This window comes from Blastochloris sulfoviridis (assembly GCF_008630065.1).
GTDB classification, from domain to species: domain Bacteria; phylum Pseudomonadota; class Alphaproteobacteria; order Rhizobiales; family Xanthobacteraceae; genus Blastochloris; species Blastochloris sulfoviridis.
In genome coordinates, this window is sequence record NZ_VWPL01000023.1 from 38,251 (window position 1) to 53,270 (window position 15,020).

A 15,020-nucleotide genomic window follows, 5' to 3' on the forward strand; every position below is an offset into this window, starting at 1 on the left:
CCTCACCCGAGTTCCTCAGCCGAGCTCCTGGGTGATGACGTCCTCGGTCAGCGGTTTGCGCAGCAGGCGGGGCATCGCCATGCCGCGAAGCTGCGCCTCGATCGCGGATTGCGGCTGGCCGGAAATGGCGATGATGGCCGGCGGATTGGCGAGGCGCTGCAGCCAGCGAATCACCTTCGCCCCGCTGATGCCGGGCAGCAGCAGGTCGATGATGATCGTGTCGCCGGCGCCGGGCGGCTCGTGACGAAAGAAGGTTTCCGCGTCTGGATAGGCAATGGCGTGATGACCGAGACTCCGCAAGAGCAGAACCAGCGAGTCGCTGACACCCGGATCATCTTCGACAATATGAATCGTCACCTTTTGTGCTTTCATACGGTTTCCGGGGGATCACGCCGTGATCCAAGGAAACAGCCTCGCCGACAATCCTTGTTCGGGAACGGGATTTTCGGCGATCGGAATACGGACCCCCGGCCTTGCAGGCGGGATTTCGTATCGCAGGCGGCAATCATCCCAGGCTGGATACGTCCGCCGCCAGAGCCCCCGTCGATCTCACTCAACCGGAGGGACGCTCTAAGTTGTTGATTTACCGCATTCACTTTCGCAAGATCGGTTTCCGCCTCTGCGGCGAATGCACTAGAGAAATACACCGGGTGTCCCGCCAACAATGCGGGGAAATGCGACAGCCGCGAAATCCCCGCGAGGTGCTTCGTCTAAGACGCAGCAACCCGTGCGTGCAATAACCAGAAATACGGCTTCCGGCTGATCCTGACGCGATCCCTGCGAACCCGCGCGCCGAAACCCCGAACGCCGAGATGGGATCTCCGTTGACCGGGAGACGACGCCTCGGCCCCGGGGGGCGGGTTTCGGACCGGACGCGGGCTTGCCGGCAGCGGATCGGCCGCCGTCAGCCTATTGGCCGCGCCCCTCTGTCAGCACGATCCGCACCAGATCGGCGGCGTTCTTGGCGCCGAGCTTTTCCATGATGCGGGCCCGATGAACCTCGATGGTGCGCGGGCTGATGCCGAGGTGGCGGCCGGCCTCCTTGTTGGAGGCGCCGGAGGCGATCTGCGCCAGGACCTCGCGCTCGCGCGGCGTCAGCAGGTCGTGGCCGGGGAAGGCCATGTGCAGGAAATCGGCGCGGCCGTTCTGGTTGCGGCGGGCGCTGGCGTCGATCGCGTCGCGCACGCGCGACACCACGGTGTCGGCGTCGAACGGCTTCTCGATGAAGTCGAGCGCGCCGTTCTTGATGGCCTCGACGGCCATCGGAATGTCGCCCTGGCCGGAAATGATGAAGATCGGCGAGGCGTAGTTCTGGGCGTTGAGCTCCTTGAGGATGTCGAGCCCGGAGCGCCCCGGCATGTGCACGTCGAGCAGGATGCAGGCCGGCGTGCGGGAGCGGGCGGCGGTGATGAAGGCCCCGCCGTCGGCGAAGCCGGTGACGTGGAAGCCCTCGATCGTCAGCACCGTTGCGAGCGCATCGCGCACGGCCGGGTCGTCGTCGACCACGAAAACCTCAAGAGCCCCATTCGATGCAGTCGTCGGCATGGACTTCCTTTCGCTCGCCGTCTCGGGCCATTTCCATTGTCGGTGCTGGGTGTGTCGTCGCTGGTTCGGGCCGTCCCCACGCCGCTGCGCAGGGGGAGGGGCCAGACGGCGGCCTCACGATGCCGTTCCTGTCGTTTTCCGTTTGCGCCCGGTTGCCCGCCGCGCTTCACACCCCGCCTTCACAGGACTTCGGCTTTACAGCGTCTCCGGCTTTACAGCGTCTCCGGTTTCACAGCGTTTCCGGCTTGGCCGCCGGAAGCTGCAGGATGAAACACGCCCCGCGGCCCGATCCGCCGGGGTCGACGACCAGATCGCCGCTATGATTCTGGGCAATCGTCCGCGAAATGGCCAGTCCCAGGCCGAGCCCGGTGCGCTTGGAGGTGGCGAACGCCCGGAACAGGTTCTCCATCGCCTCTGGCAGGATGCCGGGACCATTGTCCTGGACGGCCATCTCCACCATGCCGTCGATGGCGCGGGTGACCACCCGTACCTCCGGCGCCTCCACGCCCTTGACCACTTCCAGCGCGTTGCGCACCAGGTTGACGACGATCTGCTGGATCTGCACCGGGTCGACCCGGACCTGCGGCAAATCGTCGGCAAGCTGGCGCAGGATGCGCGTGCCGCGGCGATGGCCGAGCATGGTCAGCTCCACCGCGTCGTCGACCAGCGGGTTGAGTTCGAGCAGGCGGCGCTCGGGCTCGCGCTTCTCGACGAACTGGCGCATGCGCTGGATGATGTTGCCGGCGCGCTCGGCCTCCCGCACCGCCTTGTCGAGAATGAGCTTGGTGTTCTCGGAAAAGCCGCCGCCCTGGCGCGCCTCGCGCGCATTGGCCCGGGCGATGGCCTGCAGATAGAGCATCACCGCGGTCAGCGGCTGGTTGAGTTCGTGCGCCAGCGCTGCACCCATCTCGTCCATGGCCGAGACGCGGGCCATGTGAAGCAGGTCCGTCTGCAACTGGTTCAGGCGCTGCTCGGCCTCCTTGCGCGGCCGCAGGTCGCGCAGGATGCCGATGAACTGCCGGCCGTCCGGCGTGTTGGCCTCGCCCACCGACAACTCGATCGGGAACACCGTGCCCTCGCGGTGCTGGCCCAGCACCTCGCGGCCGATGCCGATGATCTTGCGCACGCCGGTGGCCATGTAGGTGGAGATGTAGCCGTCATGGTCGGCGGCGCAGCTATGCGGCATCAGCAGGGTGATGTTGCGGCCGAGTATCTCATCCTCGCTCCAGCCGAACAGCCGTTCGCACGCCTGGTTGAACATGAGCACGCGACCGCGCTCGTCGGTGACGATGATGCCATCGACGGCGGTATCGAGCACGCTATCCAGACGCGCGTCAGACACGGTTCTCAGGGTGTGGAAGTCGTGGATGAGACTTACTCCCAAAGTCAAACTTAAACCAACTTTGGCCTGTCCAGGCGCGGTCTGCAAGTCCTTGGCATGACGCAGCGCCCGGCGTCGCCGGTAGGGCGCGCTTCGGCGGCGCCGCAGCCGGTGGCGCCGCGCCCCCATGCCCGCTATGAGCGGCGTTCGCTCTGCCACACCGGATAGCCATGCGCCACCCCGATCCATCCACTTCCGCCGACAACGCTGCCGTGGTGACGGTCGAACTCGACCGCGCCGGCGTCGTCATCGACGGCCGCACGATCATCGCGCCGACGACACTGACGCTCAAAGAGCGGCGAATCGGCGTCATCGGCGCCAATGGCTCGGGCAAGAGCACGTTTGCCCGCCTGCTGAACGGCCTGGTCGTGCCGACCACCGGCGCGGTGCGGATCGACGGGCTCGACACTGCCCGGGAGGCCGCCAAGATCCGCCGCAGCGTCGGCTTCGTGTTCCAAAATCCCGACAACCAGATCGTCTTTCCCATCATAGCGGAGGACATGGCGTTCGGGCTCAAGAATTCGGGCCTGGCGAAGGTCGAAATTCCGACCCGCGTCACGGCAGAGCTGGCGCGGCTCGGCATCGCTCATCTCGTGGAGCGCGCGAGTCATTCGCTCTCGGGTGGCGAAAAGCAGCTCGCGGCGCTGGCCGCCGTGCTGGTGATGCGCCCGAAGCTCGTGGTGTTCGACGAACCGACCACGCTGCTCGACCTGAAGAACCGCAACCGCATCCGCGCGGTCATCGACGCGCTGGCCGCATCCGCGCTCGTCGTCACCCACGATCTCGACCTCGTCGAGCGGTTCGACCGGGTGCTGGTGATCGAGGACGGCCGCATCGCGGCCGACGACACCCCGCGCGCCGCCATCGCCTGGTATCGCGAGCGCGCCGCCGCATGACCGCGCCACTCTATAGTCCCGGCGACAGCCTGCTGCACCGCGCGCCGGCGTCGGCCAAGCTGGCGGGTCTCGTGGTGCTCGGTACCGCCGTGTTCCTCACCGCCGATCTTGCGCTGCTGCTGCCGGCGGCATTGGCTGGGGTCCTGCTGCTTGCGATCGTCCGCCCGCCGCGGGCGCGCCTGACGCGCCAGCTCGCCGGTAGCGCGATCCTGATCGGTCTGGTGGCGCTGATCGCCGGCCTGTCGCAGGGCTGGCACCAGGCGGCGGTGGTGGCGCTGCGCTTCTCCGCCATCGTGTTGGCGGCCTTGGCGGTGACGCTGTCGACCCGCGCCGCCGACATGCTGGAGGCGATCGAGGCGCTGCTGGCGCCGCTCGACCGGCGCGGCCTCGTCGATTCCGCCCGCATCGCGCTCGCCGTGTCGCTGGTGCTGCGCTTCGTGCCCGACATTCTCGGCCACTATCGCGAGATCCGCGAGGCGCAGGCGGCGCGCGGGCTCGACGCCAATCCGCTCGCGCTGATCGTGCCGCTGGTGGTGCGCACCCTCAAGGACGCCGACGACATCGCCGCCGCCATCGAGGCGCGCGGCTTTCCGCCCGACCGGCCGGGGCGGTGAGGGGCGGGCGCGTTCACATGACCGGCGGCCGCGATACGGCTTGTCGGAGGCAGCTTGGCCGTGGTCTGGTGCGACGCTCCTTCAAACTTGGCCAGAATCCGCTCGACATGACCATTCGCGACATCGTCCTCATTGCCCTGTTCGCCGCGATCATCGTGGCGTTCGGGCTGGTTCCGGTCATTCCGGTTGCGGGGCTCCCGGTTCCGATCACGCTGCAAAACCTCGCCGTCATGCTGGCCGGCGCCATTCTTGGCCCGCGGCGCGGCGCGGCGGCGACCGCGCTGGTGATGCTCCTGGTGGCGATCGGGCTGCCAGTGCTGTCGGGCGGGCGTGGCGGGCTCGGCATGCTGCTTGGTCCCTCGGGCGGCTTCCTGTTCGGCTTCATCGCCGGGGCGTTCGTCATCGGCTGGCTGGCCGCGCGCTTCGCACGCGTGCGCGGCCCGGCGTGGAAGGAGAATGGTCTGTCCATTCTTGCCTGCATCGCCGGCGGCATCGGGGTGTGCTACGCGATGGGCATTCCCTGGCTGGCGCTGGCCACCGGGCTGCCGCTTGAGAAGGCTGCGCTGGGGGCGCTGGTGTTTCTGCCCGGCGACCTCGCCAAGGCGGTCGTCGCCGGCCTCGTCGCCCGTGGCGTCAGGCGGGTCTATCCGATCCCGTTGAAATAGGCCGGCGGTCAGCCGGCGCGCGCGATCGCCCGCCAGCCGATGTCGCGCCGGCAGAAGCCGCCCGGCCAGTCGATGCGGTCGACCGCGCGATAGGCTTTGGCCTGCGCCTCGGCGATGGTCGGCGCCATGGCGGTGACGCCCAGCACCCGCCCGCCGGCGGCGACGATGTCGTCGCCGCGCTGCGCGGTGCCGGCGTGGAACACCACCACGTCGGGATCGCCCTGGGCGGCGGTGCCGAGGCCCGCGATCACCGTGCCGGTCTCGGCCTTGCCGGGATAGCCCCTGGCGGCCAGCACCACGGTCAGCGCCGCGTCGTCGTACCAGCGCAGCTCGACATCGTTCAGCGTGCCGTCGCGCGCCGCGATCAGCGCCGGCAGCAGGTCGGACACCAGGCGCATCATCAGCACCTGGCACTCGGGATCGCCGAAGCGAACATTGTATTCGATGAGCTTGGGGCCATTGCTGCCGACCATCAGCCCGGCATAGAGGATGCCCTTGAACGGGCAGCCCTTTTCGGCCATCGCCCGCAGCGTCGGGCGGATGATCTCGGCCATCGTCCGCTCGACCACCGCCGGCGTCATCACCGGTGCCGGCGAATAGGCGCCCATGCCGCCGGTATTGGGGCCCTGGTCGTTGTCGAAGGCGCGCTTGTGGTCCTGGGCGGTGGCGAGCGGCAACGCGCTGGTGCCGTCGCAGAGCACGAAGAACGAGGCCTCCTCGCCGTCGAGGAACTCCTCCACCACCACGGCCGCCTCGCCGGGCGCGGCAGAGGCGAACAGGTGGTCGAGCGCGGCCTCGGCCTCGGCCACGGTGGCGGCGACCACCACGCCCTTGCCGGCGGCGAGGCCATCGGCCTTGACCACGATCGGCGCGCCTTTCGCGCGGACATACGCCTTGGCCGGCGCCAGCGCGGTGAAGCTGGCATAGGCGGCGGTGGGGATGCCGGCATCCCGGCACAGATCCTTGGTGAAGCCCTTGGAGCCTTCCAGCCGGGCGGCCGCCTTGGTGGGGCCGAACGCCTTGATGCCGGCGGCCTCCAGGTCGTCGACCAGTCCGGCCACCAGCGGCGCCTCCGGCCCGACCACCACGAGGTCGATGGCCTTGACCCGGCAGAAGGCGATCACCGACGCATGGTCGGCCGGGTCGAGCGCGACGCAGGCCGCCTCCGCGGCGATGCCGGGATTGCCCGGCGCGCAATAGAGCCGGGTCATCAGCGGACTCGCCGCGAGCTTCCAGGCCAGCGCATGTTCCCGGCCACCCGAGCCGATCAAGAGCACGTTCATGATTCAGTTCTCCGCTCGCGGCGAGGGGTAGCGAGGCGGCCGGCCGGCCGCAAGCCTGCGACGCGGTTGCGCTATCCCTGCGCTGCCCCGGCGCGGCCGGCGGGCGGCCTTTCCGGCGGGCGGCGAAACGGCCGGGGCACCCGCCGCCCGGGCTGAGACCACCCGACACTCTAAAGTGTTGAATTGGCGCAGTCTCTTTCGCATAACCGGTTCCCACGCCTGCGGTAAATGCTCTAGATAGTTGCACTGGGGCCAGGAGCTGGAGCACGATCCCGCGGGCTGCGGAAGAGGACTGAAGAAAATGGATCGTCTGGTCACGGTGTTCGGTGGGTCTGGCTTCGTCGGGCGGCACATCGTGCGGGCGCTGGCGAAGGCCGGCTGGCGGGTGCGCGCGGCGGTACGCCGGCCCGACCTCGCCGGCCATCTGCAGCCGCTCGGCACGGTCGGCCAGATTTCCGCCGTCCAGGCCAATCTGCGCTATCCCGATTCCGTCCGTCAGGCGGTGGAGGGGGCGCACGCGGTGGTCAATGCCGTGGGCATCCTGTTCGAGACCGGCCGCCAGCGCTTCGACGCCGTCCATGCCGAGGCGGCCGGCACCGTCGCCGAGGCGGCGGCCGCGGTCGGCGCGCGCATGGTGCACGTCTCCGCGCTCGGGGCGGATCCCAACTCGGCCTCGATCTATGCCCGCACCAAGGCCGTGGGCGAGGAGAAGGTGCGGGCCGCCGTGCCGGGGGCGGTGATCCTGCGGCCGTCGATCATCTTCGGGCCGGAGGACGGCTTCTTCAACCTGTTCGCGTCGATTGCCCGCATCTCGCCGGTGCTGCCGCTGGTCGGCGGCGGCAAGACCTGCTTCCAGCCGGTCTATGTCGGCGACGTCGCCAAGGCCGCGCTCAAGGGGGTCGAGGGGACGGCGGCGCCCGGCATCTACGAGCTCGGCGGACCGGAGGTGAAGACCTTCGAGGAGCTGCTGCGGATGATCCTCGACATCACCGGCCGCAAGCGGCTGCTGGTGCCGCTGCCCTTCCCGGTGGCCTATCTGCAGGCGCTGGTGATGCAGTATCTGCCCAACCCGCTGCTCACGCCCGACCAGGTGACGCTGCTCAAGAGTCCCAACATCGTCTCGCACGCGGCGATCCAGACCGGCCACACGCTGGAAGGACTCGGCATCACCCCGACCGCACTGATGAGCGTGCTGCCGAGCTATCTCGGCCGCTTCCGCCGCGAGGGGCAGTTCTCGGAGCCGCCCCCGGTGTGAGGGTTCCGGCGCGAGTCACCCTCCACCGGTCCGCACAGCCGCGCGAGGGCGGGGCCCGCCGCCCTCAGCCGACCAGCCACAGGCCAAGCAGGCCCAGCACGCCGGCGGCGATGCGATAATAGGCGAAGGGCGCGAAGCCGTGCCGGGCGACGAAGTCGAGCAGCGTCTTGACCACCAGCACCGCCGCGCAGAATGCCGCGACGAAGCCGACCAGGATCAGCAATCCGTCGTCGGCGCTGAGCAGCGACCAGTTCTTGTAGAGGTCGTAGGTGAAGGCGCCGGCCATGGTCGGCAGCGCCAGGAAGAAGGAGAATTCGGCCGCCGCGCGCTTCTCCACCCCCATCAGCATGGCGCCGACGATGGTGGCGCCCGAGCGCGACACGCCGGGGATCATCGCCACCGCCTGGCAGCAGCCGATGCCGAAGCACATCAGGGGTGACAGCCGCATGGCGTCATGATGGCGCTGGGGCAGCCGCAGCCGGTCGACGATCAGAAGCACCACGCCGCCGAGGATCAAGGTGACGCAGACCAAAGCCGGCGTTTCGAACAGCACACGCTTGATGAAACCGTGGGCGAGCACGCCGATGACTGCGGCTGGCAGGAAGCCGACGACAATTCCAATGACAAATCGCCGTGCTTGAGGATCTGTCGGCAGGCGGATGGCAACATCGACAAATCGGGTAGAGTAGACAACCAGGATTGCCAGAATGGCACCAAGTTGGATCAAGACCTCGAATGTCTTTCCCGATGACTCGAAGCCAAGGAAATGGCCGACCAGCAGGAGGTGTCCGGTCGATGATACGGGAATGAATTCGGTTAGACCTTCGATGAGTCCGAGGAAAGTGGCTTCAATCAAATCGCCGAGTGTCATAATATCCCCCGATGCCGACAGAATCAGCGTGCGGCGCGCGGCACTTCGGGCGCCTTCTTTCCACGAGAGCGGGCTTTACTGCAAGCTCTTGCCCGAATGCTCCCGGTCGAAACGGCTGTGGCGCCGTTGACGCTGCCGGGGGCGACAGTTATAGAGCCGGGACGCGAGTTGCGGCCCGGTGAGCCGGCGAACCGAAAACGTCGCTCAAGCCCTCCGCAGAAGTTGTCACGTCGGCGCGGCGTCGGACCGCCCCCAGACTTACAGGATTCAGGCCATGGCCAACACCAGCTCTGCCAAGAAAGCGGCCCGCAAGATCGCCCGGCGGACCGCGATCAACAAGATGCGCCGCACACGGGTGCGCACCGCGGTGCGCAAGGTCGAAGAGGCGCTCGCCAAGGGCGACGCCGCGGCGGCCGCGGCGGCGCTCAAGCTCGCCGAGCCGGAGATCATGCGCTCGGTCGGCAAGGGCATCCTTCACCGCAATACCGCGTCGCGCAAAGTCTCGCGCCTGACCAAGCGGGTGAAGCGGGTCGCCGTCTGAGGCGGACGGCCGCGCCGGGCTGCCCGCAGGGATTCCTCTGCGCGCGGTCCCGTCGGCACGGTCGATTTCCGGAACGGTCGGTTCGCGGCACAGTCGGTTCGCGGCACAGGGCCGGCTCCCAGCACAATATCGGGTCACGGATGAAATCCGGCACTTGTGAGCAAGTGCCGGATTTTTGCTATTCATGCTTGAATTGTGCGTGTCGGCACGCGTAAAGGATGCAATCCGTCCGGCGCCGCGCGTTTCACGATGGCGGATCCGATTCGGGCATCCGGAACCATACGCAGATTTCCCATTGACTCTATTTTCCGGTTTCGGGGGCGGGAAGGCGGCTTGGGAGCCTTCGGCTGTCGGTCTCGCCGCTCAGATTTTCTAACGAATTATCAATCGTTTGGACCATAAGCAGCGCCGGGGCCGGGTTTCTCGGCCGGTTCCAAACTGGCCAAAGGCCCCGTTCGCGAGTTTGTGGAAGGGTGTTGCAGCGGGCGCAACCAGCCCCGATTCCGGCAGAATCCTCAGAGATTTGCCGGCTGACGTTTGCCCCGCGTGCCGTGCTTTTGTTTCGGTGCCGATCCGGCCAGGAGCCGCGCCCGGGGCGGATGCGAGTTGCGAAGGCCGGGATGCGTGTTAAGACTCCGTTCACCTGCGGGGGACATCCCCAGGTAAGTCTGTTCGTTGTGAGTTATTTTTGGTTGGAGCTGCGGAGCATATGACCATGCAAGGGTTTTCCGAACGGATCCCGATCTTGGTCTAGGCATCCAGCAGTCGATATACTTACGAACTTGTTTGGTTGGGATCTGCCGGCGTCCTGTCGGCGGGTGGCGTAACAAGTATCCACATTCCAAGTAAGAAGAGCTGCGCGTAGTTGCAGCCGAGGGACAGCTATGTCTGCTATTGCACGGAACGGCGAGCGCAGTGTGCACAAAGGGCTGCGATCTCCGATCGAGCGCGCGCCTCGGCCCTGCCGGCCGGGGGTCAAGCCCAATGCCGCCTTAGCCGCTGACGACCGGGGAGCGCACGGCTCCCGGGCCGGCACAGCGCCGACGGCGGCACGCGCGGTCCCATTCCCGGGCACAGCCAGCGTGCACTGAACGCGATTTCCGGCAACGACATCGACGTCTCTCCTGCCTGGCGGGGCAGGGGCATGACGATTGCGACCATCGACGAAGAGCGGAGCGGCGGATGTTGAAGAGCGAAGGTCTGGAGACTGGGTTTTTCCCCGGCCACAAATCGGTAAGAAGCGCCCAGCCTGCGTTTGCGCGGACGTCGACGCGGTTCGACCCCCAATTCGACTCGCAAATGGCGGCGGCGTCGTGGGATCGCGTGCGCTCCCGGCTGAAGTCGACGCTCGGCGAGGAGGTCTATGCGAGCTGGTTCGCCTGCATGCAGCTCGATGCGGTGGCCGGCGAGGGGGTGCGTCTGTCGGTGCCCACCCGCTTCCTGAAGAGCTGGATCCAGACCCATTACGCCGAGCCGCTCGACGCCTTCTGGCGCGAGGAGATGCCGAGCCTGAAGCAGGTGGACCTGGTGGTCCGCTCGGCGGTGGCTCGGCTGCCGGCCCGCCCGGCCGCCGAGCCGGTGCCGGCGGCGCCCGCGCTGCCGGCCGGCGCGCGGCCGCGGCCGATGCCGATCGTCGACACGCCGTTCGCCAATGTCGAGGGCCTGCCGGCTTCGCCGCTCGATCCGCGCCTGAGCTTCGAGACCTTCATGGTCGGGCGCTCGAACACGCTCGCCCACGCCGCGGCGCAGGAGATCGCCGAATCCCGTGCCGGCGAGAGCATCCGCTTCAACCCGCTTTTCGTTCACTCCGCCGTCGGGCTCGGCAAGACGCATCTGCTGCAGGCCATCGCCTGGCGGGCCAGCCGGCTCGGCCGGCGCGTGCTTTACCTTACGGCCGAGAAGTTCATGTTCGGCTTCGTGGCGGCGCTGAAGAACCAGACGGCGCTGGCCTTCAAGGAGGCGCTGCGCGGCATCGATCTTCTGATCATCGACGACCTGCAGTTCCTGCAGGGCAAGTCGGTGCAGCAGGAATTCTGCCACACGCTCAATGCTTTGATCGATTCCGGCCGGCCCGTGGTGATCGCCGCCGACCGGCCGCCGGGCGAGCTTGAGAGCCTGGACGAGCGCGTGCGCTCGCGTCTGGCCGGCGGCCTGTCGGTCGAGGTCGGCCCGCTGGAGGAGGAGCTGCGCCGCGCCATCCTGGCGGCGCGCATCGGCCAGATCCGCACCAAGCACCCCGGCTTCGAGGTGCCCGGCGAGGTGGTCGACTATGTCGCCGCCCAGGTGACCGCCAATGGCCGCGATCTCGACGGTGCCCTCAACCGGCTGCTCGCCCACAACACGCTGACGAGCTGCCCGGTGACGCTGGAGATGGCCGAGCACGCCATCCGCGACCTCGTCCGCCACACCGATACCAAGCGCGTGCGGATCGAGGACATCATCCGCCTCGTCGCCGAGCACTCCGGCATCACCAAGCAGGACGTCCTGTCCTCGCGCCGCACCGCCAATGTCGTGCTGCCGCGGCAGGTCGCCATGTACCTGGCAAAGACGCTGACCCTGCGCTCGCTGCCGGAGATCGGCCGGCGGTTCGGCGGGCGCGACCACACCACGGTGCTGCACGCGGTCCGCAAGATCGAGGAGAAGATCAAGACCGACCGGGTGTTTGCCGACGAGGTCGAGCTTCTCAAGCGGCGCATCCTCGACTAGAGGGATCGCTCCGGCGCACCCTGGCCGGGTGTCCGAATGGCGAAGGGCCTTCGCATTGTTGCGAATCCTGCGCTAAAGTCCCCGCTCCCGGCACGTCTGGCCGGGGGCAGGGCCGCTCGGTCTCAGCCCGTCCGCGTGTCCCGAAGCGTATTCCGAAGCTTTCCGCCGCGCGGCCATGGGCCGCCGGCAGTCGAGGTGTCGTCATGCGTACCATCGTCGAGCGGGCCGACCTCGCCAAATCGCTCGGCCACGTTCACCGCGTGGTGGAGAAGCGCAATACCATCCCCATTCTCGCCAACGTGCTGCTGCGCGCCGATGGCACGCGGCTGGAGCTGAAGGCGACCGATCTCGACCTGGAGGTGGTGGAATCGATCGCCGCCGACGTGAAGCTCGCCGGTGCCACCACCGTGCCGGCGCACATGTTCAATGACATCGTGCGCAAGCTGCCCGAGGGGGCCGAGATCTCGCTGGAGGCCGATGCCAGCAAGGGGACGCTGGTGATCCGCGCCGGCCGCGCCCGCTTCCAGCTCCAGACCCTGCCGGAGTCCGACTTCCCGGATCTCACCGCCGGCGAGTTCAGCCACCGCTTCACGCTGAGCGCGGCCGATCTCAAGCGGCTGTTGGACAAGACCCAGTTCGCGATCTCGACCGAGGAGACGCGCTACTATCTCAACGGCATCTACCTGCACACCATCGCCGGCACGGAGGGGGAGATGCTGCGGGCGGTCGCCACCGACGGCCACCGCCTGGCCCAGGTCGAGCTGGCCGCGCCTGTCGGCGCCATCGGCATGCCGGGGGTGATCGTGCCGCGCAAGACCGTGGCCGAGGTGCAGCGCCTCCTGGAGAATGGCTCGACCGAGGTGCAGATCGAGCTCTCGACCTCCAAGATCCGCTTCGCCTTCAGCGACACGGTGCTGACCTCCAAGCTGATCGACGGCACCTTCCCCGATTACGCGCGGGTCATCCCGGTCGCCAACGACAAGACGCTCCTGGTCGACAAGGCCGATTTCGCCGCCGCCGTCGACCGCGTCTCGACCGTGTCGAGCGAGCGCGGCCGCGCCGTCAAGCTCGCGCTGTCGGAAGGCAAGCTGGTGCTGACCGTCACCAATCCGGATTCCGGATCGGCCACCGAGGAGATCGAGGCCGAGTATGCCGCCGATCCGCTCGAGATCGGCTTCAACTCGCGCTATCTCTTGGAGATCACCGGCCAGCTCGAAGGCGATGATGCCGAGCTCAAGCTGGCCGATCCCGGCTCGCCGACGCTCTTGCGCGACAAGGACAGCCGGGGCGCGCTCTATGTGCTGATGCCGATGCGGGTGTGAGCGCGCCTCGGGCTCCATCGGCCGCTGGCCAGCGGCCGTGACCACGCATGATGATGTCGTTCGAGGCTGCGTCTCTCCCGCCGCGCCGCGCCGCGCGGGTGCGGCGGCTGTCGCTTGTCAATTTCCGCTCCTGGCGGCGCGTGGTGCTCGACCCCGGCGACGCGCCGGTGGTGCTGGTCGGCCCCAATGGTGCGGGCAAGACCAATATCATCGAGGCGGTCTCGTTTCTCGCCCCCGGCCGCGGCCTGCGCCGCGCCACGCTGGAGGAGGTGGCCCGCGACGGCAGCGAACGCCGCGACGGTGCGAGCCACGGCACCGGTAGCGGTTACGAAGATGACTGCAGCGTCGGTAACGGCAGCGATGGCAGCGATTTGGGCAACGGATCCTGGGCCGTCTCGGCCGAGATCGAGGGCCATGCCGGGCCGGTGGTGCTGGGCACCGGCATCAACCCGCCCGACCAGGCCGGCCCGGTGCGGAGCCGGGAATGCCGCATCGACCGCGTGCCGGTCGGTTCCGCCGCCGCCTTCGCCGAGCACCTCGCCATCGCCTGGCTGATCCCGCAGATGGACGGGCTGTTCTTCGGCCCGGCCGCCGAGCGGCGCCGCTTTCTCGACCGGCTGGTGCTGGCGGTCGACCCCGTGCACGGGGCGCGCGTCAACGCGCTGGAGCGGGCGCTGCGCTCGCGCAACCGCCTGCTGGAGCAGGGGGGAGGCGACGCGCGCTGGCTCGATGCCGTCGAGCACGAGGTGGCGGAAGTGGCGGTGGCGGTGGCGGCGGCGCGCGCCGAGACGGTGCGGCGGCTTGCCGCCGAGATCATCGCCAGCCGCGACGATGCCGGGCCGTTTCCGTGGGCGGGCTTGCGCATCGAGGGCTGGCTGGAGCGGGCGGTGGGCGACACGCCGGCGCTGGCGCTGGAGGATCTCTACCGCGCCCGCCTCGCCGAGGGGCGAGCCCGCGACCGCGCCGCCGGCCGCACGCTGGACGGGCCGCACCGCTCCGACCTCGTGGTGATCTTCGGCCCCAAGGGGGTGACGGCCGACCGCGCCTCGACCGGCGAGCAGAAGGCGCTGCTGGTCGGCCTCGTGCTGGCGCATGTGCGGCTGGTGGGCGCGATGACCGGCATGATGCCGGTGCTGCTACTCGACGAGATCGCCGCCCATTTCGACCCGGACCGCCGGGCCGCGCTCTACGACACGCTGATACGGCTCGGCGTGCAGAGCTGGATGACCGGCACCGACCTTGCGGCGTTCGCGGCGCTGGGCAGCCGCGCGGTGCGCTTCGCCGTCGAGCCCGGCCGGCTGTCGCGGCTGGATTGAACAGACGTGTCCAGGCCAGCCCCACCCCAATGGTTTCCGGCGGCGAGGCGGTTTCATACGGTTTCCGGTTGATCCCTTCGGGATACCGGAAACGGTCTCGCCGAAAATCCATTGCCCGATAGTGGGATTTTCGGCGATCGGAATACGGTTCTCCGGCTTGATCAGCCGGAAACCGTATCATTGTTGGCGGGTCGGTTCTTCCGGTGGCAAACCGAGACGGCTTCCGGCCAGTTTCTGGAGCGTCCGCCGATCCGGTTGAACCGGGCGGACGCTCCAAGTTCTTGGTTTATCGCATTCTCTTTCGCAAAACCGGTGCCCACTTTTGCGGAGAATGCTCATGTTTCCGGCCTCGCTGCGCCCCGGACGGGGCTCCGCGAAGCGGCGGAACAAACCGCAAACCCCAACCCAGACCTGTCGACCATCATCCCGGTCCAAAGTGTCGACCATCTTCCCGGTTGAACATCGAAGCCCCCCACCCCCGACCCCAGGGGAATCGCAGATGAGTATAAGGGCATTGCGCGGGAGGTAGAGAAGGATTCATTCATGAGGCTTCTCGATTCGGGGAGGCTCCCATGCAGGCTCTCATCTCGATTTTCCGCCAAGTTCACGATCCTCGCGACATCAA

Annotated in this window: 13 protein-coding genes; 8 read left to right on the forward strand and 5 right to left on the reverse strand. The window is 68.0% G+C overall.

Going from position 1 to position 15,020, the window contains the following annotated elements; all coding sequences use genetic code 11:
- Positions 1-15: 15 nt before the first annotated feature.
- The 3 genes from F1193_RS12510 to F1193_RS12520 form a co-directional block, all read right to left on the reverse strand.
- Positions 16-372: a response regulator gene (locus tag F1193_RS12510; RefSeq protein ID WP_211198855.1), complete on the reverse strand. Its 357-nt coding sequence runs from the start codon at positions 370-372 to the stop codon at positions 16-18.
- Positions 373-909: 537 nt separating this feature from the next.
- Complete coding sequence (locus F1193_RS12515; protein ID WP_150098144.1) at positions 910-1,545, reverse strand: response regulator transcription factor; 636 nt, start codon at positions 1,543-1,545, stop codon at positions 910-912.
- 229 nt (positions 1,546-1,774) lie between these two features.
- On the reverse strand, positions 1,775-2,929 hold the full coding sequence (locus F1193_RS12520; protein ID WP_425457237.1) for a two-component system sensor histidine kinase NtrB: 1,155 nt from the start codon (positions 2,927-2,929) through the stop codon (positions 1,775-1,777).
- Positions 2,930-3,141: 212 nt separating this feature from the next.
- Between F1193_RS12520 and F1193_RS12525 the strand changes: the two genes are divergently transcribed.
- The 3 genes from F1193_RS12525 to F1193_RS12535 all read left to right on the forward strand — a co-directional run bounded on the left by F1193_RS12525 (position 3,142) and on the right by F1193_RS12535 (position 5,101).
- Positions 3,142-3,822: an energy-coupling factor ABC transporter ATP-binding protein gene (locus F1193_RS12525; protein WP_210247367.1), complete on the forward strand. Its 681-nt coding sequence runs from the start codon at positions 3,142-3,144 to the stop codon at positions 3,820-3,822.
- Positions 3,819-4,436: an energy-coupling factor transporter transmembrane component T family protein gene (locus F1193_RS12530; RefSeq protein WP_150098147.1), complete on the forward strand. Its 618-nt coding sequence runs from the start codon at positions 3,819-3,821 to the stop codon at positions 4,434-4,436. The genes F1193_RS12525 and F1193_RS12530 overlap by 4 nt, the downstream gene beginning before the upstream one ends.
- 107 nt (positions 4,437-4,543) lie before the next feature.
- Positions 4,544-5,101, forward strand: coding sequence for a biotin transporter BioY (locus F1193_RS12535; RefSeq protein ID WP_150098159.1), 558 nt, complete (start codon positions 4,544-4,546; stop codon positions 5,099-5,101).
- Positions 5,102-5,109: 8 nt separating this feature from the next.
- Here the strand turns inward: F1193_RS12535 and purD are convergent, their stop codons facing one another.
- Positions 5,110-6,384, reverse strand: coding sequence for a phosphoribosylamine--glycine ligase (gene purD, locus F1193_RS12540; RefSeq protein WP_150098148.1), 1,275 nt, complete (start codon positions 6,382-6,384; stop codon positions 5,110-5,112).
- Between the two features lie 301 nt (positions 6,385-6,685).
- On the opposite strand from purD, the gene F1193_RS12545 reads away from it, so the two are divergent.
- Positions 6,686-7,639: a complex I NDUFA9 subunit family protein gene (locus F1193_RS12545; protein ID WP_150098149.1), complete on the forward strand. Its 954-nt coding sequence runs from the start codon at positions 6,686-6,688 to the stop codon at positions 7,637-7,639.
- Between the two features lie 64 nt (positions 7,640-7,703).
- Here F1193_RS12545 and F1193_RS12550 read toward each other — a convergent pair whose 3' ends face one another.
- Positions 7,704-8,510 carry an undecaprenyl-diphosphate phosphatase gene (locus F1193_RS12550; RefSeq protein ID WP_150098150.1) on the reverse strand — a complete coding sequence of 269 codons (807 nt, stop codon included), beginning with the start codon at positions 8,508-8,510 and terminating at the stop codon, positions 7,704-7,706.
- 274 nt (positions 8,511-8,784) lie between these two features.
- Between F1193_RS12550 and rpsT the strand changes: the two genes are divergently transcribed.
- The 4 genes from rpsT to F1193_RS12570 all read left to right on the forward strand — a co-directional run bounded on the left by rpsT (position 8,785) and on the right by F1193_RS12570 (position 14,395).
- Positions 8,785-9,051, forward strand: coding sequence for a 30S ribosomal protein S20 (gene rpsT, locus F1193_RS12555; RefSeq protein ID WP_150098151.1), 267 nt, complete (start codon positions 8,785-8,787; stop codon positions 9,049-9,051).
- 1,299 nt (positions 9,052-10,350) lie between these two features.
- Positions 10,351-11,757 (forward strand): chromosomal replication initiator protein DnaA, encoded by a 1,407-nt coding sequence (dnaA, locus tag F1193_RS12560; RefSeq protein ID WP_150098152.1) that lies wholly within the window; start codon positions 10,351-10,353, stop codon positions 11,755-11,757.
- A gap of 203 nt (positions 11,758-11,960) precedes the next feature.
- Positions 11,961-13,079 (forward strand): DNA polymerase III subunit beta, encoded by a 1,119-nt coding sequence (gene dnaN, locus F1193_RS12565; RefSeq protein WP_150098153.1) that lies wholly within the window; start codon positions 11,961-11,963, stop codon positions 13,077-13,079.
- A 47-nt stretch (positions 13,080-13,126) separates the two neighbouring features.
- The gene (locus F1193_RS12570; protein WP_246164369.1) at positions 13,127-14,395 is read left to right on the forward strand and encodes a DNA replication/repair protein RecF; all 1,269 of its coding nucleotides are present in this window, start codon (positions 13,127-13,129) and stop codon (positions 14,393-14,395) included.
- The last annotated feature ends 625 nt before the right edge of the window (positions 14,396-15,020 follow it).